At 39.8% G+C, this 25,049-nt stretch carries 25 protein-coding genes; 9 read left to right on the forward strand and 16 right to left on the reverse strand.

The genetic code is table 11. The annotated features are described in order from the left end of the window. Positions 1 to 166: 166 nt before the first annotated feature. Positions 167 to 625: a hypothetical protein gene (locus tag CSEC_RS01930; protein WP_154017599.1), complete on the reverse strand. Its 459-nt coding sequence runs from the start codon at positions 623 to 625 to the stop codon at positions 167 to 169. Positions 626 to 857: 232 nt separating this feature from the next. On the opposite strand from CSEC_RS01930, the gene CSEC_RS12930 reads away from it, so the two are divergent. After that, entirely contained in the window at positions 858 to 1,694 is an 837-nt protein-coding gene (locus CSEC_RS12930; RefSeq protein ID WP_237559194.1) for a GNAT family N-acetyltransferase, read from the forward strand. Between the two features lie 14 nt (positions 1,695 to 1,708). Here the strand turns inward: CSEC_RS12930 and CSEC_RS01940 are convergent, their stop codons facing one another. After that, complete coding sequence (locus CSEC_RS01940) at positions 1,709 to 2,806, reverse strand: NAD(P)-dependent alcohol dehydrogenase (protein ID WP_041016755.1); 1,098 nt, start codon at positions 2,804 to 2,806, stop codon at positions 1,709 to 1,711. 123 nt (positions 2,807 to 2,929) lie between these two features. Beyond that, entirely contained in the window at positions 2,930 to 3,700 is a 771-nt protein-coding gene (locus tag CSEC_RS01945) for a cyclase family protein (RefSeq protein WP_041017203.1), read from the reverse strand. Positions 3,701 to 3,908: 208 nt separating this feature from the next. Here CSEC_RS01945 and CSEC_RS01950 point away from each other — a divergent pair, with 208 nt between their 5' ends. Further along, a complete protein-coding gene (locus CSEC_RS01950) occupies positions 3,909 to 6,785 on the forward strand; it encodes an IPT/TIG domain-containing protein (RefSeq protein ID WP_041016756.1) in 2,877 nt (958 codons plus the stop codon). A gap of 188 nt (positions 6,786 to 6,973) precedes the next feature. After that, complete coding sequence (locus tag CSEC_RS01955; protein ID WP_041016757.1) at positions 6,974 to 7,378, forward strand: VOC family protein; 405 nt, start codon at positions 6,974 to 6,976, stop codon at positions 7,376 to 7,378. Positions 7,379 to 7,381: 3 nt separating this feature from the next. Here CSEC_RS01955 and CSEC_RS01960 read toward each other — a convergent pair whose 3' ends face one another. Beyond that, positions 7,382 to 8,260: a DMT family transporter gene (locus tag CSEC_RS01960; RefSeq protein ID WP_041016758.1), complete on the reverse strand. Its 879-nt coding sequence runs from the start codon at positions 8,258 to 8,260 to the stop codon at positions 7,382 to 7,384. Between the two features lie 377 nt (positions 8,261 to 8,637). Between CSEC_RS01960 and CSEC_RS12510 the strand changes: the two genes are divergently transcribed. After that, entirely contained in the window at positions 8,638 to 8,787 is a 150-nt protein-coding gene (locus CSEC_RS12510; RefSeq protein ID WP_202593676.1) for a CsbD family protein, read from the forward strand. Then, the gene (locus CSEC_RS13310; RefSeq protein WP_202593677.1) at positions 8,756 to 9,256 is read left to right on the forward strand and encodes a BON domain-containing protein; all 501 of its coding nucleotides are present in this window, start codon (positions 8,756 to 8,758) and stop codon (positions 9,254 to 9,256) included. The genes CSEC_RS12510 and CSEC_RS13310 overlap by 32 nt, the downstream gene beginning before the upstream one ends. Before the next feature lie 36 nt (positions 9,257 to 9,292). On the opposite strand, the gene CSEC_RS01970 is transcribed toward CSEC_RS13310, so the two are convergent. Genes CSEC_RS01970 through CSEC_RS01980 form a run of 3 tightly spaced genes read right to left on the reverse strand, consistent with a single transcriptional unit; the run spans position 9,293 to position 10,709 of the window. After that, entirely contained in the window at positions 9,293 to 9,649 is a 357-nt protein-coding gene (locus CSEC_RS01970; RefSeq protein WP_041016759.1) for a peptide chain release factor family protein, read from the reverse strand. Then, positions 9,646 to 9,918: a GIY-YIG nuclease family protein gene (locus tag CSEC_RS01975; protein WP_041016760.1), complete on the reverse strand. Its 273-nt coding sequence runs from the start codon at positions 9,916 to 9,918 to the stop codon at positions 9,646 to 9,648. Before CSEC_RS01975 ends, CSEC_RS01970 begins: the two co-directional genes overlap by 4 nt. Then, complete coding sequence (locus CSEC_RS01980; RefSeq protein WP_041016761.1) at positions 9,915 to 10,709, reverse strand: SDR family NAD(P)-dependent oxidoreductase; 795 nt, start codon at positions 10,707 to 10,709, stop codon at positions 9,915 to 9,917. Before CSEC_RS01980 ends, CSEC_RS01975 begins: the two co-directional genes overlap by 4 nt. A 159-nt stretch (positions 10,710 to 10,868) precedes the next feature. Between CSEC_RS01980 and CSEC_RS01985 the strand changes: the two genes are divergently transcribed. Further along, positions 10,869 to 11,069 carry a dodecin family protein gene (locus CSEC_RS01985; RefSeq protein WP_041016762.1) on the forward strand — a complete coding sequence of 67 codons (201 nt, stop codon included), beginning with the start codon at positions 10,869 to 10,871 and terminating at the stop codon, positions 11,067 to 11,069. Positions 11,070 to 11,095: 26 nt separating this feature from the next. Here CSEC_RS01985 and ycaC read toward each other — a convergent pair whose 3' ends face one another. Then, positions 11,096 to 11,734 carry an isochorismate family cysteine hydrolase YcaC gene (gene ycaC / locus CSEC_RS01990; protein ID WP_041016763.1) on the reverse strand — a complete coding sequence of 213 codons (639 nt, stop codon included), beginning with the start codon at positions 11,732 to 11,734 and terminating at the stop codon, positions 11,096 to 11,098. 115 nt (positions 11,735 to 11,849) lie between these two features. On the opposite strand from ycaC, the gene CSEC_RS01995 reads away from it, so the two are divergent. Continuing rightward, positions 11,850 to 12,821 (forward strand): tRNA dihydrouridine synthase, encoded by a 972-nt coding sequence (locus CSEC_RS01995; protein ID WP_041016764.1) that lies wholly within the window; start codon positions 11,850 to 11,852, stop codon positions 12,819 to 12,821. 4 nt (positions 12,822 to 12,825) lie between these two features. Here CSEC_RS01995 and CSEC_RS02000 read toward each other — a convergent pair whose 3' ends face one another. From CSEC_RS02000 to CSEC_RS02020, 4 genes are all read right to left on the reverse strand, one after another. After that, complete coding sequence (locus CSEC_RS02000; protein WP_041016765.1) at positions 12,826 to 14,754, reverse strand: aconitate hydratase; 1,929 nt, start codon at positions 14,752 to 14,754, stop codon at positions 12,826 to 12,828. A 3-nt stretch (positions 14,755 to 14,757) separates the two neighbouring features. Then, positions 14,758 to 15,840: a histone deacetylase family protein gene (locus CSEC_RS02005; protein ID WP_053331691.1), complete on the reverse strand. Its 1,083-nt coding sequence runs from the start codon at positions 15,838 to 15,840 to the stop codon at positions 14,758 to 14,760. 67 nt (positions 15,841 to 15,907) lie between these two features. Beyond that, entirely contained in the window at positions 15,908 to 16,864 is a 957-nt protein-coding gene (locus tag CSEC_RS02010; protein WP_079977944.1) for a class I SAM-dependent methyltransferase, read from the reverse strand. A 94-nt stretch (positions 16,865 to 16,958) separates the two neighbouring features. After that, complete coding sequence (locus CSEC_RS02020; protein ID WP_041016768.1) at positions 16,959 to 18,038, reverse strand: linear amide C-N hydrolase; 1,080 nt, start codon at positions 18,036 to 18,038, stop codon at positions 16,959 to 16,961. A 211-nt stretch (positions 18,039 to 18,249) separates the two neighbouring features. Between CSEC_RS02020 and CSEC_RS02025 the strand changes: the two genes are divergently transcribed. Together CSEC_RS02025 and CSEC_RS02030 are read left to right on the forward strand one after the other, a co-directional pair. Next, positions 18,250 to 19,638, forward strand: coding sequence for a DUF952 domain-containing protein (locus CSEC_RS02025; protein ID WP_053331692.1), 1,389 nt, complete (start codon positions 18,250 to 18,252; stop codon positions 19,636 to 19,638). 291 nt (positions 19,639 to 19,929) lie between these two features. After that, positions 19,930 to 20,823 carry an aminoglycoside phosphotransferase family protein gene (locus tag CSEC_RS02030; protein WP_237559195.1) on the forward strand — a complete coding sequence of 298 codons (894 nt, stop codon included), beginning with the start codon at positions 19,930 to 19,932 and terminating at the stop codon, positions 20,821 to 20,823. Here CSEC_RS02030 and CSEC_RS02035 read toward each other — a convergent pair. From CSEC_RS02035 to CSEC_RS02050, 4 genes are all read right to left on the reverse strand, one after another. Next, positions 20,820 to 22,556 (reverse strand): ABC transporter ATP-binding protein, encoded by a 1,737-nt coding sequence (locus CSEC_RS02035; RefSeq protein ID WP_041016769.1) that lies wholly within the window; start codon positions 22,554 to 22,556, stop codon positions 20,820 to 20,822. The genes CSEC_RS02030 and CSEC_RS02035 overlap by 4 nt on opposite strands. A gap of 138 nt (positions 22,557 to 22,694) precedes the next feature. After that, positions 22,695 to 23,477 (reverse strand): alpha/beta fold hydrolase, encoded by a 783-nt coding sequence (locus tag CSEC_RS02040; protein ID WP_041016770.1) that lies wholly within the window; start codon positions 23,475 to 23,477, stop codon positions 22,695 to 22,697. After that, positions 23,464 to 23,919: a DUF4442 domain-containing protein gene (locus CSEC_RS02045; protein WP_041016771.1), complete on the reverse strand. Its 456-nt coding sequence runs from the start codon at positions 23,917 to 23,919 to the stop codon at positions 23,464 to 23,466. Before CSEC_RS02045 ends, CSEC_RS02040 begins: the two co-directional genes overlap by 14 nt. 59 nt (positions 23,920 to 23,978) lie before the next feature. Further along, positions 23,979 to 25,022 carry an Lpg1974 family pore-forming outer membrane protein gene (locus tag CSEC_RS02050; protein WP_041016772.1) on the reverse strand — a complete coding sequence of 348 codons (1,044 nt, stop codon included), beginning with the start codon at positions 25,020 to 25,022 and terminating at the stop codon, positions 23,979 to 23,981. Positions 25,023 to 25,049: the final 27 nt, after the last annotated feature.

Consider the following 25,049-nt stretch of genomic DNA (forward strand, 5'->3'; position numbering starts at 1 on the left):
AATCGAACTTACGGTCAAATCACGATGGTAAAGGCTCTCTAATATTAGCACGTGACTATCGAAGTCTTTTGCATGGTCTTTTGATATAAAACTGTAAAATCTGCGTAAAAGGGGTATTGAAGCTGCCTAAAAAGTTCGTATTCTCGGCATTGTGCTGTTTCAAAACTTAGAAATTATAAGAGCCGGTCACCTGAGTTAGAACCTCGTTAATTTCAGTGATTAAATAATCTGAATCGTATCTTAGAATAACAATAGCTGTATAGATGCCTAATTTTTCCATCTCGATAAACAATCTTAAAACCGAAGCGTTGCTTTCAGGATCTATAAAAAGATCTTTGAGTCGTATTTTCCAGGAGCCTTGAGCGCTATAGACAGAATAAAGGTCGTTTAAAAAATCCTCTCTTGTTTCAGTATATAGTTGGCCGTTTAGTATTTTTTTACAGCTTGGAGAAATAATAGGGGAGCCATCTTCTGGAGAAAAATGACCGCAGCTGATTTGATCAATGAGTTTTAAGTACGATATTGTAGCGCATTTTAGCAGTTCGGGATCAGAGCGACTGTCTAAGGCCTCTGAGAGAAATGGAATTAAACCGGATACGAAAAGTAAGACGATTTTTTTAATCATATAACCTGTTTTTTTGAAACAAGGTAGCAAAATTAATTCTTTCAAACTAGAAATTTATTTGACCTTGCAAGCCTTTCTTTTATCGGCTCCAAAAAACGAGAAGTAACACAGCTTGATTCTTTGCCTCTCTTCTGTAGAGGACCAAAGTTAAGAAGAGGCCTTCATTAAGCTTTTATTTTGGACAATTTAGAAAAATAAGTTTAAAGTAATTCTATTTATTTTACGAAAAATCATGATGGATCATCGAAATCACTTTAATTTACTGGATGAATGCTTCCCCGGCATTAAAGCAAATATAGTTCGTACGGAAAAAATAGGTTTCCCATGGGTGAGCAAACCCTTTCTTAAGGAAGAAAGGGGAGAAGTACTTTCGCATGTAGGGGTTTTGGAATACCCGATGTTAGTGGAAGGGCGTCTTATCAAAGCGGCTGCTTTACATGCGATCTGCACAAAATCACCCAATCGAGGCAAAGGCCTCGCTTCGGAATTAATTAAAAAAGTGATTGAATGGGCTAAAGGTCGTTATGAACTCCTTGTATTATTCACGGAAATTCCGGCTTTTTATGAAAAGCTGTCCTTTAAACTTCTTCAAGAATATCGATTTCATTTAAGAGTAAACCACTCTTCCGGAACAAAAGCATTAAGACAGATTCAATCGCCTGCCGATGATAGACTTTTTAAAGAGATATTTCGAAACCGGGCGTCTTTATCTAATCGCTTGTGGGTTCGAGACAATGGCGTTTTCGCCTCTTTCAATTCTCTATTTGCCACTTACCCTGACTATTGGTCACTTTTTTATAGCGACACTCTCAATGGTTTCATTTCTTATCATATAGAGGGCAAGACCTTGCATTTATTTGATCTAGTTTCAAATAGCATCCCGTCTCTTGATATGATTTTAGATCACTTTTACCAAGAAATTGAAGAAGTTATCTTTTATTTTTCACCGGACCGACTATCCTCTGATGCAGAAGCTAAGCCCTATCAATATGACAACGGGTATTTTATGGCGTATGGAAACTGGCCTCTATCGAAACCTTTTATGGTTTCGCCTCTTGCCCGCTGCTAGCTATATCAAACAGCTTATAGCCCAAGTATTCGAAGCAATCCTTTTTCCTCTTTCTTATTTTTAATGGTTGTCATGTCAATGACATATCGAAAATCAGGTTCTGATTTTCCGATGCTTTTAAACGCTTTATTAACGTCTTCTATGGGAATAATTTTAACATCCGCTTTGATGTTATTTTTACTGCAAAATTTTAATAATTCCTCAGTTTCATTAACTCCACCAAGTAAAGAGGTGCTAAGCGTTTTTCTATCAAACATCATTTTACTAAGATCTGTGGCTTTGGCTAAAGGAGCAATACAGCCGACAACAGTCAAGACGCCATCTCGCTTAAGAAGCCCGATATACGGATTGGCATCATGAGACTCCGGAATGGTACTAAGGATAAAATCCAAGGTATTGGCATTTTTCTCCATGGATTTCTTATCGGTTGATACAATGACCTTTTTAACTCCAAGTTTTTTTGCATGGGCTTTTTTTTCTGGTGAGTGGGTGATCAAAGTCACCTCAGCCCCCATGGCTAAGGCTAGTTTAATCGCCATGTGACCAAGTCCGCCAAGTCCGACTATTCCAACTTTTGTTCCTTTCCCGACATTCCAATATCGTAAAGGAGAGTAGGTAGTAATGCCAGCGCACATTAGTGGGGCCGCTTCTGCTAAATCGATGTTTTTAGGGATTGCAAAAACAAAATCTTGTTGAACGACAATCATATTTGAAAAGCCGCCAAAGGTTAAATTGGTCTCGCTTGGGTATCTGGCATTTCCATTGTAGGCCCCCAAATACCCTTTTTCGCAGTACTGTTCAAGGCCTTCTTGACAGCTTTGACATTCACTGCAAGAGTCAATCATGGGGCCAATGGCGACGGCATCGCCCGTTTTAAATTTTTTTACTTTGGATCCCACTTGAACGACTCTTCCTGTGATTTCATGGCCTGGAACACATGGGTAAATCGTGTTTTTCCATTCATTTTGGGCTTGATGAATATCTGAGTGGCAAATACCGCAGTATAGAATTTCAACCACGACATCGTGGGGACCTGGGTTTCGACGTTCAATGGATAGAGGTTTTAAAGAACTGAATGAACTCTTGGCTGCATAACCTATGGCTTTAATCATTTCTATCCTCCCTGACGAAATTATTATTACCTGATATATAAATCATAGAGTGGTAAAAAACAAGTTTGCTCATAATCAGTTAGTTAGAATAAAACTAAAGAGACGATTTTATATCCCTAAGAATTAGAGAAGGGCAAGGGCTCTTGTCCAGGCGGCAGAAGCACTTTTTATTTTGATCGGAAAGCAGCTAACCGTAAATCCAAAAGGGGGCAAAAGTTCAAGATTGGTTAGCTTTTCAAGATGACAGTAAGCGCGCTCTCGCCCTGCCTTATGACCCTCCCAAATAATTGAAGGATCTTTCTTTTCCTTAAATTTTGAAGCCGTATGAATAAAAGGGGCGTCCCAGCTCCAGGCGTCGGTTCCGGTGATTTTGACTCCCTTTTCAAGTAAGTATAAAGTGGCTTCACGGCCCATACCGCAGCCGGAAGATAGGTAATCTTTGGTTCCATAAAGCTTTCCGGCTCGTGTATTGACAAGGACAATATCGAAAGGTTTGATTTCGTATCCAATCCGTTTTAGTTCTTTATCAATGTCTTTTTTAGTGACAAGATAGCCATCTTCAAAAGAGGTAAAATCAAGTTTTAAACCGGGTCTAAAGCACCAATCCAGAGGGATCTCATCTATACGTGTTGCTTTTTGACCGCACTCCATGGTGCTTGCATAGTGATAAGGGGCATCAAGATGAGTGCCGTTATGAGTGGATAGCTCGACATGCTCAACAGCCCAAGCTTCTCCATCCGGTAGATCCTCTTTAGCGAGACCTGGAAAAAGCGAGGTCATTTGCGGGACGCTTTCCTCATGAGTCGTATAGGTTATTTTAGGAAGCATGAAGGAAGGGTCGGAATAAAGGTTATTTTCTATCGGGACCGAAAGGTCAATAATTTTATCAAACATAATGTCCCGGCTTTTCCAAGTTTGGGAATAAACTATGGATATTTTTTTTAAATGTAAAATTTTTTTCAAGTTTATCTATTTAGTTTTCGCTGCCAAAAATCGCTATTTAGCAATATTTAGGCATTTCTTTTAAAACGTTACCTTGAAAAAATAGTAATTTATTTTTACAATCCCGCCCGCATTCTCAAAATTTAATTTTGGTGTAGTCATGTCCTTGATTCGCGTACTTTTTTTATCCCTTTCATTTTTGCTAATTTCGAATAACTGGTTGAGGGCTGACCCGCCTGAAGTTATCAGTGTTAATCCCAAAAGTTATTCAACAACTGGAGGAGAAGAGATCACTATTTTTGGCAGCAATTTTACAGGAACCACCGCTGTCTCTATCGGTCCTTATACAGCTGCAAGCTTTAATGAAGTCGGCGATTTTGCTGTAACAGCTATTCTTCCTGCCATGGTTCCAGGCCCCTATTACGTTTCTGTCACGACAGCCGAAGGCACAAATAGCAATAGTTATAACAATCAAATTATGGTGGAGGGAAACCCTTACGCTTATATAACAGCTAATAACACTTCCGAGGTTTATCCAATACCGGTCTTATCAAATTTACCGGAAACTCCGATTTCGATTGGGACATCCCCTGAGAGATTAGCGATCACACCGGATGGCCGATTTGCTTATATTTTAGACTCCGGTACAAATGAGGTGCTGGTTTTTGATATTACTTCAAGAACACAAGTGGACAGTATTCCGACAGGAGGAACCCTTCCTTACGCCATTGCCATTACGCCAGACGGATCAACCGCTTATGTTGTGAATCAAACCTCTGAAAATATCACCCCGATTGATATTGCGACAAATACAGCCGGAACTCTAATCGCTTTACCGGCAGGTTCTATTCCAACAGACATTTCAATTTCAACCAATGGTTTGACAGCTTACGTCGTGAATAGCGGTCTAAATAGCTTAAGTCCGATTACCATTCCGGCCAATACCATTGGAACAGCTATTCCCATCGGATCTTCTCCTTGGGGGATAGCAGTGACCCCCGATGGGACTACAGCTTATGTGAGTTCTATGGGCTCAAATACAGTAATTCCTCTTGACCTTGGAACCAATACGCCCGGCACCCCAATAGCTGTTGGACCAAGTCCAAGAGCTATAGCTATTAGAAGCAATAATCTAACGGCTTATGTTCTTAATTCAGGAGATAATACTGTAACTCCGATTGACATTACGACAAACACAGCAGGATCACCGACTAACGCTATTTCATCTTCTGAAGATATGGCTATTTCTCCAATCCTTGCTTCTTTTGGTATGGGCTATGTTACATCCCCTGGAAGCAATGAATACCTTACCTTGATCATAAGCGGTAATACTTTAGGGGACTCAAGAAATTTATTTCCTTCCAATCCATTTGGGGTAGCTTTTGTGCCGGAACCCTCACCTATTGCTGAGTTTTTTGCAACACCTGCCTCCCCCGGAAATGCGACTTCCTTTAACGCGCAAGGCTCTCTTTCTCCGGTTGGAGGATTTTCAAATTATGCTTGGGACTTTGGCGATGGCAACACCCAGAATACAACAAGCAGCACTATTAACCATGTTTATAATTCAAGCGGCCCTTTTAATGTCATCTTAACTGTGACTACTCAGTTCGGCACTAGCAACACGGTTTTATTTACCGGAAAAACTGTAAGCAATGATGGGCAGTCTTTTGCTTCTGTTACAAAAGAAGTCATTATTCCACCAGCTCCCGTACCGACTGTCACAAACGTTAACCCGAATACCGGACCGACTTCGGGAGGAACTGTTATCACAATTACAGGAACCAATTTTTATGATGTCCAATCGGTGACTTTTGGCTTGAGTCCTGCAGCTTCCTATGTTGTAAATAGCGACACTTCAATTACGGCAACAACCCCCGCCCACGTTGCCGGCGTTGTCGATGTGAGGGTTGCAAACTTGTCCGGAACCTCTCCCATCACTCCAAATGACAATTTTATCTTTAATGGTAATCCACCGACGGTTACTAATGTGAATCCTAACTCAGGGCCTACCACCGGCGGCGGAGCTGTTACCTTAACAGGGACAAACTTTACCGGCGCTACCTCCGTTACCTTTGGTGCTAACCCTGCTTTATTTGTAATTAATAATAGCACTACCATCACAGCTACAGCTCCAGCCGGCAGTGTTGGTTCTGTCAATGTGATTGTCGAAAATGCGGATGGCCCATCCGCTGCAGACCCTGCAAATCTTTACACTTATACAGCTGTTTTACCCGTTGTGACGAGTGTCAGTCCTAATAGCGGGCTGACAAGCGGCGGAGAAATTGTTACAATATCAGGATCAAACTTCACAGGCGCAACCTCCGTATTTTTTGGTCTTAATGCCGCTGTTTTTGTGGTAAATAATGATAACACCATCACAGCTACAGCACCTTTAGGAAGCGAGGGAACGGTTCATGTGATTGTCACAAATGCCGATGGCCCCTCAACACCTTCTGTTTCTGATGAATATACTTATATAGCCTTGCCGACAACCCCTGCCGTATCAAGCATTAGTCCGACGAGTGGAACAGTTAATGGGGGGACTGCTGTTTCCATAACCGGTTCAAACTTCACAGGAGCTACAAATGTTTTGTTTGGAATGACACCTGCAACTTCTTTTATTGTAGAGGCGGATAATTCAATCAGTGCTATTGCACCGCCGGGAGTTCCTGGAACTGTCACAGTATTTGTTGTATCCCCAAGCGGAATATCATCTGCCGGACCCAATACTTCTTTCACCTATTTCATCCCGCAACCTCTACCGCCTTCTGATTTTGCCGGAAAAGCTAAGAGAAATAAATTCGCCACTCAAACCGAATATTTTAATCTTTTGACTTGGGTTCCAAGTCCGGATCCAACGGTGGTGAGTTACGAAATTTATGAATTTGGAACGCTCATTGCCGTGATTCCTGCAAGCGGGCCTACCTTTTTTGAAAATCATAACTTAAGGAAGAACAGGGTTTATGAGTACACTCTCTATTCTGTAAATGGATCAGGGATAAAAAGCGATCCTGTCTTTATTGTGGTAACCCCATAAGCTTGTTTTTTTAAGCTAGCTAAACCAAAGTTTAGCTAGCTTTTTTCTTTTAGATCCTACCAAGCGACATCTTATAATTTTTACTTGAAGCTTAAGGTAGCTTCCTTCGAAGTAAAAAGCTTTTCTTGAGGATAAAGTTCGAGATTGCTAAACTTCAGCGCTTTAAAACAAAAACAGGATAAAACACTATGAAACCCATCGTACCTTACTTGCTTTTCAACGGAAACTGTAAAGAGGCCATGAATTTTTATAAGGATTGCTTTGGCGGAAACCTTGAAATATTTACTTTTGCCGATGCGCCGGATCCATCTGCTTGCGGAAATGCGAAGCCTGACCAAATCATGCATGCATCCCTAACAAAAGGGGATTTTGTTTTAATGGCCTCTGATGACCCGATGGGGGCACCGAAAGCCGGCAACACTATCTCTTTGAGCATCCCGGTCGATACCATCGAAGAGACAAAAGCTTTATTTAATAAACTTGCTGAAGGGGGTAATATCACAATGCCTCTTGCCGAGACTTTCTGGGCCGCCCAATTTGGCATGCTAACCGACAAATACGGTTTTCATTGGATGCTGAACTGCGATAATTAAATTTTAATTTGCTTTCACTTTATCGTTATGGTTATGCGACCGGATGATGATCATGCCGGCCATAACCACAAGAAGAATTCCAATTAAATCCCACCATCCCGGAATCATATTCCAGATCAGCCAATCAAAGATTCCAACAAACGCTACTGTGCTGTATTGATACACTCCAACTTCAGAAGCATTGGCGTATTTATAGGCTGAGACTAAACAATATTGCGCCAAACAAAGAGAAAGTCCGCTTGCTAAAGCAAAAAGAAACCCTTCTATTCCCGGCCAGGAAGAGCTAAATAACAGGAAAGGGATCTGCACTAAAGTCCCTAAGCCCAGATAATAAAAAATAATTCTTATCCCGGGATCGGTGCCGGTAAGAAGCTTCATAAGTAAATAAGCGATGGCAAGACAAAAGCCTGAAAGAAGTGCAATTAAATTGCCGGGCTCGCTTAAGATGGCCTCTGTAGGTTTAATAATGATCGTAATCCCCAAAAATCCAAGGGCTACTGCTAGCCATACACTGTTTGATACTTTTACTTTGAGAAAAAGAAGCGCCAAGATCGGAATAAAAATAGGCGCTGTATTAAAGAGAAGCGTACCATTAACGATCGGGATGTAGTGGATGGAAAGGGAGTAGAGAAAGCTTGCTAAAGTCCCGATAAGGGCCCTTCCGAAAAGAAGGGTGTAGTGGTCAGATTTAAGGTAGGAAAACCCTTTTTTTAGAATATAGGGAAAAAGGGCAAGCGTTCCCGTAAGATAGGCAATAAAACTTACCCAAATAGTTGGGCTGTCTTGCAAAGCAATTTTGGTTAATAGGCCAAATACTGCCATGAAGAAAAAAGCGGTAACGGCAAGAAGGCTTGCTTTAACGCTGTCTGATTTTATGAGCACCTTAGTTATCCATTTCTTTATTTCTTTAGCATGAGTTTAATATTGTTTCAAAGAGATTGCTTTATTTTTTCCCCTGGCATACTTTAATAACATCTTTATTTCAAAAAACTTAAATAAACTTTTAATAAATATTTTTGTTTTTTTGAGATTTTTTTTATCTTTCTGTAATTAAGTCATTTAATAGCTTTGTTGCTAAGTTGTTATACTTAAGAAGTTTTTTACTTTAATTGACATATTATTTTAATAGTTATACACCAAAGGAAAGGGTTATCTTTTTCATGATCATAGAGTTTCAATAGTCCTGTCTCGCTTGCCAAAGACCTCATAGAAAAAACTTAAGTTTTTCAATATTAAGAGAGAGTTTAAAGGAGAGTTTTATGAATAAAGATTTATTTGAAAGCCAATGGTCTCAAATTAAACCAATTCTTAGAGACAAATGGAGCAATTTAACTGATGAAGACATCCGTCAAATCAACGGACGTTATGACCAATTAATTGCTAAAATTCAACAAAGGAGATGGCTATAGCCGTGATGTTGCAGAAGATGAAGTAAGAAATTGGAATTTTGATAGAACCAGAACTTATTCTACAAGAGAAGACGAATCTTGGAAAACAAAAAGAGCTTCAGCTGATGACAACGGCTGGTTAAAGTGGTTGCTTGGCCTTGGTATTCCACTTCTTTTAATCGGCGGTTATTTAATCCACCATAACGCAAAAGAGCGTGAAGAAGTGGAAGCCGGCAGAACTTATACTGCAACTGAAGAAAGAATGATCACTGAAACACCGGAAGATAGATTAATTTCTCAAAGCATCAGAAATGCTCTTGTTGAAAACGGCGCTTTAGCTACTGAAAGAAACATCCGTATTGAAACTCAAAATGGCGTTGTCACTATCCGTGGATTTGTTACAACTCCACAAGAGCGTGATCAAATTATCCGAACAATCCGAAACATCCGAAATGTAAGACAAGTTAACAACCAACTCGTGGTTAAATAACAATTTCAGCTCTCAACTGTCTTTGGCGGTTGAGAGCTATTCCTCGTCTCTTTTAGGCGCTTTTCTCAATTTCTTTTTTAGAGATTCTTTTGTCTTTTTTAACTTATTTTTTAATTTGACTGATCTAGGCGTTTTAGTTGCGACGCGTCTCGGCTTTCGATAATTTAAAAGAGCTGCTTTTTTTCGAATTTTGGATAGGCATTCTTGCTTATTGAGGTATTGGCTTCTCTCTTTTTGGCTTGTGACCCGGATTCCGGTGGGCAGGTGAACCAACCGAACAGCGCTATCGGTTGTATTGACATGCTGGCCGCCGCTTCCGCTTGATTTAAACGTTTCTACGCGGCATTCAGCTAAAAGGTCCTCATCGCTTGATGGAAGATGAATTAAGCTCACGAGTCTCCTTTGGAAAAGCTGCCAATGAGTTCAAGCTTGGCTTGCCGGCTCATTTTTTTTATGGCGCTTTCTCTTTTTTGAGCTTGAGACCTATTGGGGTGGTTTTCCTGAAAGACAATTTCTTCAGGGTGGGAGAATCGAAAAAAGGACGCCCCTCTTTTTGAACTTTGGTGATCTTTTAATCTTTTTTCTAAATCCGTTGTCACCCCGGTATACAATTTTCCCGAAGCTGCCTTGATTATATAAACTTTCCAATCTAAAATTTTCATATCACGCTTCTAATAAGACCGCCCTCGGCTCTTAGAGCTGCCCCATTTGTAGCAGCAGAAAGGGGGCTGCAAACATAAGCGACCAAGCTTGCAATTTCTTCAGGCTTAATAAACCGTTGCAGAAGCGAAGAAGGTCGCATGGTTTTAAAAAAATCATCTTCCATTTGCTTTGATGTAAGGCCCTTCTTTTTAGCTCCCTCAGCAATAAACTTCTCTACCCCTTCTGTCCAGGTGGGTCCCGGAAGAACGCTATTCACTGTAACTTTGGTCCCTTTGGTCAGTTGAGCAAGCCCTTGAGCTAAAGCAAGCTGAGAGGTTTTAGTAAATCCGTAATGAATCATTTCACTTGGAATCATAATCCCTGACTCGCTTGAAATAAAGACAATCCTGCCAGAGTTTTGTTCTAACATGGGCTTAAGGTAATGCCGGCTCAAACGAATGCCGCTCAATACATTAACTTCAAAAAGATGCTGCCACTTTTCATCTGTTATTTCATCAAAAGGTACAATTTCATAAATCCCTAAGTTATTCACTAAAATATCAACGCTCGGGATCTTTTGAAAGGTTTTATCAATTTCCTTTAAGTCGCTAAGGTCGGCTATGAGAGGCTTTAATTTAGCCTTAGGATTTTCAGTAAGAATAAGGTTGATCGCATCATTCACTCGATCCGCATTCCTTCCATTAACAAAGACAACCGCACCTTCCTTGGCAAGCTCTTTTGCAATGGCAAATCCAATCCCATTGCTTGAGCCTGTTACAAGAGCCACTTTATCTTTAATTTTAAGATCCATAGAAGTTTCCTCAAAATGAAAATTACCTTCAAATTCTAAATATAATTTATAGAAGGATAAGGAGCAATTACTCTCTATTTATTAAAAAAAAATCTTGCTTGGCTTTAGTTTTGCATGATAAAAGGAAATAAATTTTTTAACTCAAGGAGACTTTAAGCGATGTCTGTTGCAAAAGTAATCGAAATTATCTGTGAAGGCGATACCATAGAAAATGCTTTAAAAAATGGCATTAAAGACGTGACTAAAACTGTAAAAAACGTAAAACAAATTAACGTCAAGCATGTTGAAGCGATTGTAAATAAGAATAAAATCGCAAGCTTCCGTGTTAATGCTAATGTGACATTTGTAGTTGATAACTAAAATTATAAAAAGGTTAGGGTTAAACCCTAGCCTTTTTTCTTATTTAAAGGCTTTGAGAGGTAGCTGTTGATCAAATTTCGATAGTTGGGCAGATGATTCGATAATAATGTTCCAAGGCCCTCAATATCGTTTCTCCAGTCGCGGTGCAGCTCGCAGGCAACACTAAACCAGTTCATCAATTGCGCCCCGGCATACGCCATCCGATGCCAAGCAGCGTCCCTAACGGCTTCATTAAAAGTTCCTGAAGCATCCACAACAACGTAGACGTCATACCCTTCTTCAAGAGCTGAAAGAGCCGGAAAAGCGACACAAACATCTGTGACAACACCGGCTATGATGAGCTGCTTTTTTTTGGTAGCTTTTACGGCTTTCACAAAGTCCTTATTATCCCAAGCGTTGATTTGACCGGGCCTTGGAATAATGGATTTTGGAAAGAGCTCTTTAAGTTCCGGGACAATCGGACCATTTGGCCCGTCTTCAAAGCTTGTGGTTAAAATGGTGGGCAATTTAAAGAATTTTGCAAGATTTGCTAGCGCCAAGACATTGTTTTTAAACTCATTAGGTGTAAAATCTTGAACAAGATTGATCAGCCCTGTTTGATGGTCAACAAGCAAGACAGCCGCATTATCCTTATCGAGACGTTTGTATTTGACGGAAGCTGGCATAGAAGCTCCTTAAATTTTTATTTTAATAAATAGCAAAATTAGTAATTTTTTTAAATTATAATAACTAATATAATTGTATAAATTTTTTAAAATCACTTAACCTAATAATAAAAAAATGAATCTCTTACCTCGAAATTCGGACGGCTGCCCTTTTTTAATCCTAGCTCCCATGGAAGGGGTTGGCGATAGAAGCTTTAGAAAGGCCATGGCCTCAATTGGCGGGTTTGACGAAAGTGTAAGGGACTTTCTAAGAGTCCCTTCAAATGCTCATGTGAAGAGCCTAGCCCGTCAATATGAGTCTGATGAAATTGCGCCCATTCCGCTAGCAGCTCAGCTGATGGGCTCTGATCCTGAGCTTATGGCGGAGATGGCGATCGAAATGCAGTCAAGGGGCGCTACCCGTATCGATTTAAATTGCGGCTGTCCTTCCAACACAGTAACAGGTAGAGGCGCCGGATCAAGCTTATTGAAAGAACCTTCCTATCTTAATAAAATCGCTAAAGCCATGGTTCAAGCAGTCACAATTCCGGTTACTGCGAAGTTAAGATCGGGCTTTAATGACACGAGTCTTTTCAAAGAAAATTTACTTGCTGCGGAAGAAAGCGGGATTGCCTATTTAACGCTGCATCCAAGAACTAAAATCGATGGGTATGGTCCTCCGGCGAGATGGGATTTAATTGCAGAAGCCAAATCCATTCTTAAAATTCCGGTGGTCGGCAATGGGGATATTTTGACTGTGAAGGATGCTTTAAAGATGTTGGATGAGACTTGCTGTGACGCCCTTATGATTGGACGGGGGAGTGTCATCAATCCTTTTATTTTTCATGAAATCAAAGCCCATTTTTCGGGTGTTCCTTATGAAAAGAAATGGAGCGCTTTAGTTCATTTTTTTAATGTTTATTTATCGTCTATTCCTCTTGAAATCCCGGAAAAAACCCGCGTCAATAAAATGAAGCAGTTGATGAGTTTTCTATTTAAAGGAAATGAAAAGCTTTTAGAGAAAAAGCAAGACATCCTTAAATTCGGTGAAAAAAATGTCTCGGCTTTTCTCGATTTTGCCCTTCCGGAGCTTCAAAAAGCTTTTTAATTCATTAATGCTCTTTCACGTAGTTTATAAGCCCGCCTGCCATTAATATATCTTTTTCATGGGCGCTTAAATTAAGGGAAGCTGTAAAAGTAAAGTCTTTAGTTTTGTTCAAAATAGAAACTTTCGAAGAATTTTTAACAAGCTCCCGGATTGAATCTATAGATAACTCATCTTTGACCTCTAACTTTTCATAATCTGACGGATTATCAAAGACAAGAGGTAGAACTCCAAAATTAAGCAAGTTTTTTCGATGGATTCTAGCGTAGCTTTTAGCGATGACCGCCCTAAGTCCGAGAAAGCGTGGGGCAATGACAGCGTGTTCTCGACTTGATCCTTGGCCATAGTTAGCCCCTCCAATAACTATAAAACCGGTTTCTTTATAGGGCTTTGTCTTATTATAGAAATCCGGATCCAGTCTTATAAAACTAAATTCAGCGATTTTGGGGATGTTGCTTCTATAGGGAAGGACTTTACTGCCTGCCGGTAATATTTCATCGGTCGAGACATTGTCGCCTGCCTTTAAAAGTATAGGGCCGTCAAGGGTGTCTTGTAATTCGGAAAAGAAGGGGAATGGCTTAATATTTGGACCCATGATGAGCTCAGCCCTTCCTTCTGTTGGAGGCTGTAATATTTCATGGTTCAAGATCATCTTAGAAGGATGCTTATAGCGAGGGTAAGGCATATTTAAAGTTCTAGGGTCTGTAATTTTCCCGGTTAATGCAGAAGCTGCGGCAGTTTCGGGACTGCAAAGATAGACAAGGTCATCTTCAGTGCCGGATCTTCCCGGGAAATTTCTTGGAACAGTTCTAAGGCTTATTTGGTTGCTCGCCGGAGCTTGACCCATTCCTATACAGCCATTGCAGCCGGGCTGGTGTATCCGAGCGCCTGCGTGCACATAACTTTTTAAGTAGCGCTGCTCAATTAAATTTTCAAGTTGTTGTCTTGAGACAGGGTTAATATCAAAGCTTAAATGGGGGTGAATCTGTCTATCATTCACAATCATTGCACCGATTGCAAAGTCCCTAAAGCCTGGATTTGCAGAAGATCCGATCATGCATTGATGAACGATTTTTCCGGCGACTTCTCTTACCGGTACCACCTTATCGGGGCTTGATGGACAAGCTATTAACGGCTCTAATTTAGAAAGGTCTATCTCGTCATTTTCATCATAAACGGCATTCTCATCTGCTAATATTTCAATAAAACTCTCGCCTCGGCCTTGCTCCTCTAGAAACTTCTTGGTCTCTTCATCCGATGGAAAAACGGTGGTTGTAGCTCCAAGTTCAGCGCCCATATTTGCAATTACGTGTCGATCCATGGCAGACAACCCTTTTAGGCCTTCTCCATAGTACTCAATAATTTTTCCAACTCCGCCTGATGTCTTATGCCGTCTTAGCATTTCAAGGATAATATCTTTGGCGCTCACCCAATTCTGGAGCTTTCCAGTTAGCTTGATTCCAAAAATTCTAGGCATGGCTACATAAAAAGGGTGTCCCATCATAGCAAGAGCAACTTCAAGACCACCCGTTCCAATAGCTAGCATGCCAAGAGAGCCTGCAGCGCAGGTATGGCTATCCGAACCAAGAAGGGTTTTGCCGGGAATGCCAAAAGATTCCATATGGACCGGATGGCTAACCCCGTTGCCGGCCCTGCTATACCAAATTCCAAAGCGTTGACATGCGCTTTGTAAAAAAATATGGTCATCCGCATTTTTGAAATCTTCCTGAAGCATATTATGATCGACATATTGTGCCGATAATTCAGTTTTGACGCTTTTGCAACCCATGGCTTCCAATTCAAGCATTACCATGGTTCCTGTTGCATCCTGAGTTAAAGTTTGATCGATATGCAAACCGATCTCTTTTCCTGGAACCATCTCTCCGCTTACAAGATGGTCTTTTATTAATTTTTGAGAGACTGTACCGGATGCCATTTTTTAAATCCTTGCTAATGTTTCAACATGTATTTTTGATGCATTCGCTATCGCTTCAAAATTATAGCCGCCTTCAAGAATAGAAACGATGCGCCCCTCGGCGTAAAAATCGGCTATGCGAATGCAAACTTCTGTCAAATAGGCGTAATCTTCATCTTCTAGTTGAAGGCCCCCTTCTACTAGAGAATCGTTTTTATGGGCATCAAATCCGCATGAGATTATGACCAAATTTGGTTGGAAAGAGATCATGGCGGCTGTTAAATCTTGGTCAAAAGCGTCCCGAACAGCTTTTCTTGTGTCTTCCACTTTGTCCGGGTCTATAGGACAATTTAAAACGGTTCCTTTCCCTTTGGAAATCCCGGTTTGTTCTCTCTTTCCAAAGCTTTTCCCCGGATAAAACCCATTTGAAGTATCCCTATGAGTGCTAAAATAAAAGATGCTTGGGTCTCTTTCTGTCATGGTTTGGGTACCATCCCCATGATGGACATCCCAATCGACTATTAAGACTTTGGCAAATCCCTTTTTAATCGCATATTTAGCGGCAATAACCGCATTATTAAAAATACAAAACCCTGAGCCTGTAGGATAGTGAGCGTGGTGTCCGGGAGGTCTGCTAACACAATAAGCTCTTTTGATATTATTAAGAGGGTCTAAAATATGATCGATCGCAGTAAGAGGCGCACCTGCCGCATAAAGCGCAGACTCAAGAGTTTTAAAATTGTACCCAAAATCGCCTTCCACATTCTTTTTTTTGCAAGAGCGTTCTTTAAAAGCATGAGAACCTTCTTTCTCTCCTAATGTACTTGTTAGCTCTTTGAGTTTTTGATAATAGTTTGAAGAGTGGCAGGTTAAAATTTCATTTTCTGTTGCCATTCTAGGTTCTACCGTATTATTTGGGGTTAGAAGCTCCGCTTCTTTTAGTTTATCCCAAATCGCCTCCATTCTTTTTGGAGATTCAGGGTGGCCAACGCCTGCCACATGATTTAAAAAAAGGTTAGATGTTACAATAAGGACTTTATTTAAGCCTTTTTCCTGAAAAAGATTATTTGGTTGAAACCAGGAAGGATTATTTCCTACAGCTTGCATTGAAAAACCGGCGATAGTTATTTTTGCTATCCATAGCAAAAACAACAGACAACTGCAATCATTTGTATTAGATTTTTATAAAGCCTAAAGTTTTTTCGGGCTTTTTGTGGGCTGTAGCATAAATAGCCGGGAAAATAAGAGGAATTTTCGTCCCGTCATTTTTAATGTCTAAACAGTATTGATCAATGACTTCCTTTGTAAAACTATGCCGCAAAGAATAGGTTTCTGCCGGATCTTTTGAAATTATTCTTTCAAGGGGAGGAAGCCATTGGATAAAGTAATTTACCATGGTATCTTTATCTACGAAATTAAGCTCATCATTAATAAGCTCAACTTCTGAATTAACATAACCTGCTTCTTTTAAAGCAGCTTCAAAGCCTTCGACTGTTTGATCTGAAAAAGGAGCTTTATAATCCACGAAAAATGGAGCCCACTCATCTCTTTCCATGACAGTGTGCATGGCGTCCCTATAAGGCCTATGCCCGACAGCTTCTGTTCTAACCAAAATTTCTCCGTAGGGAGAAAGAACATCATACATGGCTTTTAAAACAGCGGCATGTAAATCCTGTTGAATCCAGCTAAAAAGGGCAAGTCCTGAGATAAGGTCCCAGCCTCTTGTGTTGTCAGCTTTCGGCAGTGTTAAAGGCGAGAGGATTTCTTGAAAGCGAACGCTATTATTTGAAAGAGCGCTATATTTCTCGGCGAACTCTGCGTTCTCTTTTGTATCCAAACCTAAAATGGTGGATTCTAAAGCTTTAAGCCAGATATAAAAAGTTGTAAGACCGCTGCCTGATCCCACATCCAAAATATGCTTATGGCCTTCTAGCTTTTTGGCTAAAACCCATCGATCGATAGCTTTTATAGCCCTTTCATGATCCCCTGTAAGGTATTGATCCCTTTCTTTTGGCGAAGACATGCCCGGATTTTTCCAGGATAATCCTGGAGCTTCAGATGAAGGCACCTCTGAGGCTGTAGCTGTTGTAAGGGTTGGTTCACCTAAAAAAAGGGAGTTTAGCATTTGCATAAGGAATCCGGATGAAAGATTTAAAAACCTTTCTTATATTCATTTATCTTTTTTTATAACAGAAAAAGAGAGAGGAAGTAGGGTGCTTCCTCTCTTATTTTAAGTCCTTACTTAAATCGATTACTTTTTGGGTGCCAGATATTTTTTTTCTAAGAAGGCTTTTCCCATTAAAATCGAGTTGCTTAAGATCTACCATGCGTATCGTTTGATCTTCGTAGCCTTTAAAATAAAATCTAAGGCTTTGAGGGTCTCTAACACCGGTTAGTTGGGTATAGTCTGTATGGATGACATCGCCTACTTTTTGTTTTGCCACACCTACCGGAATATCAAATTGATTCAGGATGTGAAAAGCTTGAAGAACGGCTTCTGAGGAAGTTTCGCTTGGAATAGCTGTAATGCTGAAAATAGCTGCTCTAACAAAGCGTGAAGGGGGGGTAAAGTCCCCCGGCAGTCCGACCATGCCTGACCCTTGTCCAAAAGGAGCAAGAGTAAGTCCATCTATTTTTAAAGGGCTTACATTAAAAGGAGTTAAATTAATGAAGTTTCTTAGGTTTGTCATATGCCAATCAAACTGAGGGGAATTAGTGATAACACCAAGGGGGTTATCATAGACTTTAAACGCACCTTCAATCGGTTCAATTACTAAGCTTTTGCCGCTTTTATCATAAACGATGAAATGAAAAGGAGCCGGCGCATCCCCCCAGCTTTTATCTACCGTTTTTGCGATGATGACCTCTTTTAACCCTTGTTTGACTTCTTCAACGGTTGAAAATTGAGTTATAATCCAGTTTGTAAATTCAACAGGAGCTAAAGCCTTTGATTGATTTTCTTTTGTGATATCGCTATAGCCAGCAAATCCTGGAAAGTAAAAGGCGCCTACCGCGAGGCCCTTTTCGTTGATGCCATCCATAATGGAAGGGACATCAAACGCCATTGCGCCTGTAGCGGCATATTTTGCTTTGTAGGTTAAGCCATCGCCTAAGGGGGTTGTCCCATGAAACTCATAACCTCTTGGAATAAAAAGGATTGAAGTGTCCAATTTCATGCCAAATTCAAGAGTTCGCCCATGGACAAAAGAACCATCGTTTGCTTTTAACATAAGTCCTGTGCAAGCCTCTGAAAAAAAGGGGATTGCAGCAGTTAAAAGAGCTGTAAGCACTAGATTCTTAAACATACTATATCCTCAAAATAAATACCTAAATATAAAATAATCATTACCATTTTTTCATAATTTACTAATAGTCAAATCAGGTATTTTTATGTTGAGAAAGAAAATTGAATTTGCCAATTTTAATTTAATTCTATGAAACAGGTTTAGTGCCTTTTTTTGCTTAAATTTGAATCAATCTTCAAGTGAAAGAAGCTTATGAATAAGGGTTTTCGCTATGCGTTCTTTAATTTTAGGCTTTTTGTTGTTTGCAATCGTTACAAAAATGCAAACGCAAGTTCAAGAAACTAGGGTTTCGGAGCCTAAAGAGCAGAATGAAGAGATGGTTAAAGTGCCTTTGGGTCTTCCAAGAGTCCCTTGGCCGAAGGATAACCCTTATTCAGAGAAAAAGGCGGAGCTTGGAAAGCTTCTCTATTTTGATAAAAGGCTCTCATCCAATCACACTATTTCATGCGCGACTTGCCATGCCATTAAAATGGCTTTTACGGATCAGCTGCCCGTTTCTAAAGGGATAAATGGCCATCATGGCACCCGCAATGCCCCGACTGTGATTAACGCCGCTTATCTCAAGCTTCTTTTTTGGGATGGAAGGGCTAATTCTCTTGAAGAGCAATGTAAGGGACCCCTTAGCAACCCTAAAGAAATGACAGAATCTGATGACGCTCACGAAGCTTATATCGAGTGTCGGGAAAGGCTAAGGAGTATAAAAGGCTACAGTAAGCTTTTTGAAGAAGCTTTTGGCACCCCTGATTGCACAATTAAAGAAATTACCGAGGCGATTGCCACTTTTGAGAGAACCGTGCTTTCCGGAAATTCACGCTATGATCGTTATAAAGCCGGGGATCCAACTGCTATGAATGAGGAAGAGATACGAGGGTATAAGGTCTTTAAGAAAGTGGGTTGCATCAATTGCCATAGAGGCCCTAATTTTAGCGACGAGCGTTTTCATAATATCGGGGTTGGAATGAATGAACCGAATCCTGATCTTGGCCGCTATGAAATCACAAAAAACAAAAGAGATTGGGGGGCTTTTAGAACGCCTATCCTAAGAGATGTTGAAAATACTTATCCTTACATGCATGACGGCAGTTTAAAAACTTTAGAAGATGTGATAGAGTATTATGATGTAGGTGGAATCCCTAATAAAAACCTTCATCCTTTAATGAAACCGCTTCATCTATCCGATTCGGATAAAAAAGCGCTTGTCAGCTTTTTAAAGGCTTTAAATGGAGAAGGCTGGCAGCATTTTAAAGAACCGGAGCATTTTCCAGAAGATATGTCGCAACCCATTGATAAGCCCCCTTATTTATATAAAATCTTTTCTTTGGAAGATTGGGAAGCAAGCATGGGCAAAGATCCCTTGCCTCCAACTAAAATAGATAAGAACTTTTTTCATTTAGCAACAGAAGATCAAGTAAACTCAACTGTTGAAAAGTTTTTTAAAGGCCAAAAAGAAGTCATTGTCGTAAAATTGGATACGGGTAAGCTTAAAGGGGAGCTTAGCTTTGAGGCTAATCCCGGAGGGACGAATAAATATTTCCATCTATATCAAGGATCTATTCCAAGAGCTTCCATAGTAGAGGTAAACCATCGCTTTTTACCTTAAACCTTGATTTGGACGAAAATCCGAAAGTTTAAGAAAGTGCTTCCGTCATAGCTCTAGAAAAAAGAGAGACGCTTTATAAATTTTCTTTCTTAAAGCCCTTACGATAGGTGGCAAATGTAGGCCCGAAGATCATAAAAAGGCCATCGCCTCTATAATAGCCTTCTTTCGAAACTCCATTCAATTCTTAAAATAGTTTTGGCTTTTGAAGTAACAGAAAATAAAATCTGATTTAAGAATTTCTTGAAATTATTAATTTTATTTAATTAAATAATTGGATTAATAAATTAATCAATGCAACTTCTTATGGACTCATTTATTTCTTTATACCGAAAGAATTTTAAAATCCTTGAACACGCTTCTTTTACAAAAATAGATCATGAAGATGGTCTTGTTGCTCTCTTTTATAAAGTAGTCGTAGGTAAAGAAGAGTTTATCTTAAAAATTTGTCCGAGAAGCAATGACTTCTTACGCGAAGCCTTCTTTCTAGATTTTTTTGCCGATAAGATACCGGTTCCAAAAATTATAGACCGGGTTGAACCCGATAAGGAAAGGGCCGGTGCGCTCTTAATCGAGTATCTGCCGGGTTCTTTGCTAAGAGCGTCTGAATTTTCAAATGACCTTGGATTTAAACTAGGCGCATCCCTTGCAAGAATCCATCTTGAAAAAATGACGGGCTATGGGGATCCGGTTCTTGAGAACTTACATACCGATCCTAGGACTTATTTCTTTTTTAAATTTGATGAGGGTCTTAAGGAATGCCACAACCATTTGCCGAAGGTTTTAACGGAAAAGTGTTCAAAGTATTATGAAGATCATCTTTTTTTGATTGATCAGGTAGACGGCCCTTGTATCGTGCATAGGGATTTTCGGCCGGGAAATCTTATAGTTAATGAAGGCCAACTTCAAGGCATTATAGATTGGGCAAGCGCTCGCTATAGCTTTGCTGAAGAAGATTTTTGTTCCATGGAACATGAAAATTTTTGGCCTGGATTTGACAGTAAGGCTTTTTTGGAAGGTTATGAAAGCGTCCGCTCTCTTCCTAATTATAAACCCTTGATGCCTCTTTTAAAATTAAATAAAGCGATTGCAACCCTTGGCTTTTTAATTAAAACAGCATTGTGGAAAGGAAAGAGTGCGAAATTGTATCAATTGAATCGTCATTTTTTAGACAATTTTTTCATTTAAATCCTTAATTGCATTTTATATAAATTGGCATAGAGGCCATTTTTGGCAATCAGTTCTTCGTGGGAGCCTTCTTCTTCTATCCCTTTGTCTGAAAGAAATAGAATCCTTTTGGCGTGTCTTACAGTTGTCAGACGATGCGCAATAACAACAGTTGTTCGATGAGCGGTTAGAACCTCAAGAGAGTCTTGGATGGCTTTTTCACTTTCGTTATCTAAAGCGCTTGTAGCTTCATCTAAGATAAGAATCGGGGGATTTTTTAAAAAACATCTGGCGATGCTTAAACGCTGCTTTTGCCCGCCCGATAGCTTAACCCCTCTTTGTCCAATGTCTGTGTCGTAGCCTTTGGGAAGCGCCATAATGAATTCATGAGCGTTAGCATTTTTTGCAGCCGAAATAATTTCATCAGGGGCAGCTTCAGGATTTCCATAGCGGATATTATCAGACACAGTCCCTGCGAATAGATAGACTTCCTGAGGGACAATGCCTATATTTTTTCTAAGCGAACTTAAAGTGACTTGTCGAATATCTTTGCCATCAATAAGGATTTTACCTTTACTGACTTCATAAAATCTCGGAATTAAAGAGCATAAAGTGGTTTTTCCAACGCCAGATGGGCCGACAAGAGCCAAGTACTCGCCCTTTTTTATACTCAGATTCAAGTCTTTCAAAACATGATTGTAGCCTTCTTTATATTGAAAGCCTACATTTTGAAAGTCGATTGAACCTTCGGCTTTTTGCAAATCTTCAGCCCCTTCTTGATCTTTTATGTCCGGTTCTATTTCCAAAATTTCCATAATTCGTTCAAAACCTGTAAATCCTTCATGGTAGAGTCTTGTAAAATTGCCAAGTCTTTGGATGGGCTCTATCAAAATGCCGATGTAAAGCAAGAAGGTGAGTAAATCGGCTAAATCCAAAGCCCCTTTTACGATGCTGACAGCTCCAAAAAATACAACTGTTACTGTCATAAGCTGTGTAAAAGCTATTAAGCCATTATAGAAGAAGGCTTCACTTTTATAAGCTTCTTTTCTACTTTCAACAAACTTTTGATTTTCTTTTTCAAATTTCTCTTTTTCGACTTTTTCATTGGTAAAAGATTTAACGACACGTATCCCTGAAAGGGTGTCTTCGACTTGAGCGTTAATGTCACCAATTCTATCTCGGCTCTTTCTTAAAGCCGCGTGCATTTTCTTACTGAAATAAAAGCCGTAAAAAGCCATGGCCGGCACAAAAATGAACGTAATCAAAGCAAGTTTTGCATTGATGCTGAGCAGGATAATAAAAGCCCCTATAAAGTTAAGGGAAGAGATGAGAATATCTTCCGGGCCGTGATGATAAAGCTCGGCAAGATCAAAGGAATCGTTAGAGACACGGGTCATAAGCTGGCCTGTTCGATGCTCGTCATAAAAATTGAAAGAAAGCTTTTGAAGATGTTCGAATAAATTCCTCCTAATATCTCTTTCCATCAAAGCACCCATCATATGGCCCTTATAATCGACAAAGAAATGACAAGCTGTAAGACACGCCACAAGCCCAACCATTAGAGCAAAAATCCAATAAATTTGAGTCAAAACATCAGGGGTATCAGATTCTAAAAGGTTCTTTATGAGGTATCGTATAAGTAGGGGAATGGCTAGCGTGATAAAAGACACCGCAATGGCACAAATCATATCGGCTAAAAATAGCTTCCAATAAGGTCTATAGTAGGAGAAAAATTTTTTAGCTCTAACATTCATGTTTAACCCGGTATTTTGGATAACGCTTCAATAGAAAATAGGAGGTGAATCAAGTTATAACGATTAAAGATTTTAATACAAATAATGCCAAATAGAAACTGATTTGCATCTTCCATCAAAGCGAGTTTCAAAGGAAGTCTAATAAAGAAACGTCAGAAGAAGGGAGATAATCTCTTCTCTAATTTCCAAAACGCTTACATGACCTGATTTACAAGATATAAGTCTTGAATTAGCAATCTCTTTTTGCAAAAGATGCGAGTCTTGAGGTAAAGACAATAGATCCTCCGTACCTGAAATGAGAAGGCAAGGATTTTTAATTTGGGCAAGAGATTGTCTTCCATCAAAATCTTTTAGAGCTTGAAGCTGTCTTTTTTGATCGTTTAAGGTTTGAGGGTTATTGTAAACACTTTTTCTAAACTCTTCGACTTTTTCAGGGTTTGATAAAAAGGCCTGACCAAAAAGCCAGGGAAGGGCGACTTTTATAATCGCTTCAATATCGGTATCAAGGGAGCGTAATTGAAGCATCGATTCTAACGCTAAATGGGAGCGATAAGACCAATTGGCAGAGGTATTTAAAAGAACCGTTTTCGAAAAGTGAGTACCGTAGCTTGAAGCTGCAAGCATTGCAATAGAACCGCCCATGGAATGTCCTGCAAGATGGCATTTTTCTAATTTTAACGTTTCCTTTATTTCAAAAACCGTCTTTGCCATGTCTTCTATGCTAAAGGGCCGGCCGTTATCTATTGTTTTTCCAATACCTGGATTATCGAACACTATAACTTGGAATTTTTTCTTTAGCGAGGGTAATAGGGGAGACCAGAAAGTGTGATCGCAGCCATAGCCTGAAATCAAAATAAGCGGCTCTAAGGTGCCTTCAGTTTCATAATAAATCTCTTTATCCGTCAATTTAAGATAGGGCATCTTTCTTCTTCTTGATGTAAAGCTTTTTCTCAACGCTTGCAATGCAATTTTTCTCTTCATCCAAAATATCAACCGTAAATAACGGCTCTATTTTGCCGTGTAGATCGACTTGGTTTTTCAAATCTAAAATTTCTTCTTCTGAAATATGGAACCTTGCGTAAACGGTTCCCTTTCCCGGTTTAATAAATCTAATCGAGGCGGCTTTATCCCAGACTATGTAATCTCTGCCAAGTTTCTCGATAAGTATCAGCATAAAGAAAGGGTCTGTCATGGCATAAAGAGAGCCGCCAAAATGTGTGCCGACATAGTTTTTATTCCAAAAACGGAGCTTCATCCGAACTTCAATAGTTGCAAAATCAGGTGAAATGGAGGTGACCTTTATTCCTGAACCTAAAAAGGGGGGCCAAAAATTGATCCAAAAAAGAAGAGTCTTTTTTTTCAAAACAGTTCCTTGTATTAAAAATAATGCCAAGTTTTAGCTTGGCACTATTTTAGAAAACGTTAGAATAAAACAGAAGCACCGGCGGTTAACCCTTGCATGCCCAAAGTCAACGTATCATTTGTAGTATTAAGTAGGTTTATTTGAGGAACATTACTCCACTCTAGGAATTCCCAGCCGAGTTTGAAGCTAATGAATTTATTGCACCAATTGGCTGTATAGCTAAGTCCCACTTGTATGTCAAAACCCGGCAGATAAACACAGGCATTGCCCTTGCTTGTAAAAGTGACAGGAAGAGGTGTTGAGTCATTTGTAACGCCATCTGCCTCCAACTTATAGTCTTTACTTCCGGCGACCATAGCAAACGAGGATCTTGTAAAAATATTAAAACATTTGCTAATCGGGTAAACAATATTTACTCCCGTCTTTAAGCCGACGCCGCTATAGTCGGTTGTGCCATCAAATGAAATTGTGTTTAGACCGTTGGCAGTAGAAAAGTTGAGCGTTTGATCAAGCAATAATCCTGTCACCCCAAAAAAAGGATGAATTTCTAAACAGCAAGCTTCAAAATCTCTTGAAAGCAAGATATCGTAAGTTTGGTATTTTATTTTTTGCTCTTGAGAAAGGGCCGTTGAGAAATCGTAGTTCCAAGCCGCAACTTCGTTGCCAAAATTAGCTACCATAAAGTCAGATATAATGAAGCTTCCTTTTTCAATTGGTGCTTCAAGGTTTACTTTTCCCTCGGGCCTTATATAAGTATAGGAGCCCCAAAGATTCCAGCGTGAAAATAAGCCGTCAATTCCGATGGATGCTCTTACCCCGGACTGTCTGTCGTACGAAAGGTAGTGGAAAGTATTTTCACCGGTTCGAGCGGGTATGGTTGTTATGATGCCGACTCGATTGTCGCTTAAGCAAGCCTTCCAGTATAAATATTCACCTTCAACCCAAACACCCCAATTATTGCAAGGATTGCAAGTTTCAAGACAGCAGGAAGAATCTTCCAAAAAGACAGAAGCATTTTCCCCGGAATAGCAGGGGTATTCAAACTCTGCATTTGCTTGAAAAGCAAGTAATGATAGAAATATAAAAGGTATTTTTTTAAGCATAAGCGTTCCTCGTAGTCATCGATTTTC

Source organism: Criblamydia sequanensis CRIB-18, assembly GCF_000750955.1.
GTDB lineage: Bacteria > Chlamydiota > Chlamydiia > Chlamydiales > Criblamydiaceae > Criblamydia > Criblamydia sequanensis.

Coding starts and splice junctions, on each gene's coding strand:
- CSEC_RS12930 (WP_237559194.1), top strand. CDS start 858: ATGATGGATCATCGAAATCACTTTAATTTACTGGATGAATGCTTCCCC.
- CSEC_RS01985 (WP_041016762.1), top strand. CDS start 10,869: ATGTCTGTTGCAAAAGTAATCGAAATTATCTGTGAAGGCGATACCATA.
- CSEC_RS02025 (WP_053331692.1), top strand. CDS start 18,250: ATGCGTTCTTTAATTTTAGGCTTTTTGTTGTTTGCAATCGTTACAAAA.
- CSEC_RS01945 (WP_041017203.1), bottom strand. CDS start 3,700: ATGTTTGATAAAATTATTGACCTTTCGGTCCCGATAGAAAATAACCTT.
- CSEC_RS02040 (WP_041016770.1), bottom strand. CDS start 23,477: ATGCCCTATCTTAAATTGACGGATAAAGAGATTTATTATGAAACTGAA.
- CSEC_RS12510 (WP_202593676.1), top strand. CDS start 8,638: ATGAATAAAGATTTATTTGAAAGCCAATGGTCTCAAATTAAACCAATT.
- CSEC_RS02010 (WP_079977944.1), bottom strand. CDS start 16,864: ATGCAAATGCTAAACTCCCTTTTTTTAGGTGAACCAACCCTTACAACA.
- CSEC_RS01980 (WP_041016761.1), bottom strand. CDS start 10,709: ATGGATCTTAAAATTAAAGATAAAGTGGCTCTTGTAACAGGCTCAAGC.
- ycaC (WP_041016763.1), bottom strand. CDS start 11,734: ATGCCAGCTTCCGTCAAATACAAACGTCTCGATAAGGATAATGCGGCT.
- CSEC_RS02000 (WP_041016765.1), bottom strand. CDS start 14,754: ATGGCATCCGGTACAGTCTCTCAAAAATTAATAAAAGACCATCTTGTA.
- CSEC_RS02030 (WP_237559195.1), top strand. CDS start 19,930: ATGCAACTTCTTATGGACTCATTTATTTCTTTATACCGAAAGAATTTT.
- CSEC_RS02035 (WP_041016769.1), bottom strand. CDS start 22,556: ATGAATGTTAGAGCTAAAAAATTTTTCTCCTACTATAGACCTTATTGG.
- CSEC_RS01950 (WP_041016756.1), top strand. CDS start 3,909: ATGTCCTTGATTCGCGTACTTTTTTTATCCCTTTCATTTTTGCTAATT.
- CSEC_RS01975 (WP_041016760.1), bottom strand. CDS start 9,918: ATGAAAATTTTAGATTGGAAAGTTTATATAATCAAGGCAGCTTCGGGA.
- CSEC_RS01940 (WP_041016755.1), bottom strand. CDS start 2,806: ATGATTAAAGCCATAGGTTATGCAGCCAAGAGTTCATTCAGTTCTTTA.
- CSEC_RS01995 (WP_041016764.1), top strand. CDS start 11,850: ATGAATCTCTTACCTCGAAATTCGGACGGCTGCCCTTTTTTAATCCTA.
- CSEC_RS01955 (WP_041016757.1), top strand. CDS start 6,974: ATGAAACCCATCGTACCTTACTTGCTTTTCAACGGAAACTGTAAAGAG.
- CSEC_RS02050 (WP_041016772.1), bottom strand. CDS start 25,022: ATGCTTAAAAAAATACCTTTTATATTTCTATCATTACTTGCTTTTCAA.
- CSEC_RS02005 (WP_053331691.1), bottom strand. CDS start 15,840: ATGCAAGCTGTAGGAAATAATCCTTCCTGGTTTCAACCAAATAATCTT.
- CSEC_RS02020 (WP_041016768.1), bottom strand. CDS start 18,038: ATGTTTAAGAATCTAGTGCTTACAGCTCTTTTAACTGCTGCAATCCCC.
- CSEC_RS01930 (WP_154017599.1), bottom strand. CDS start 625: ATGATTAAAAAAATCGTCTTACTTTTCGTATCCGGTTTAATTCCATTT.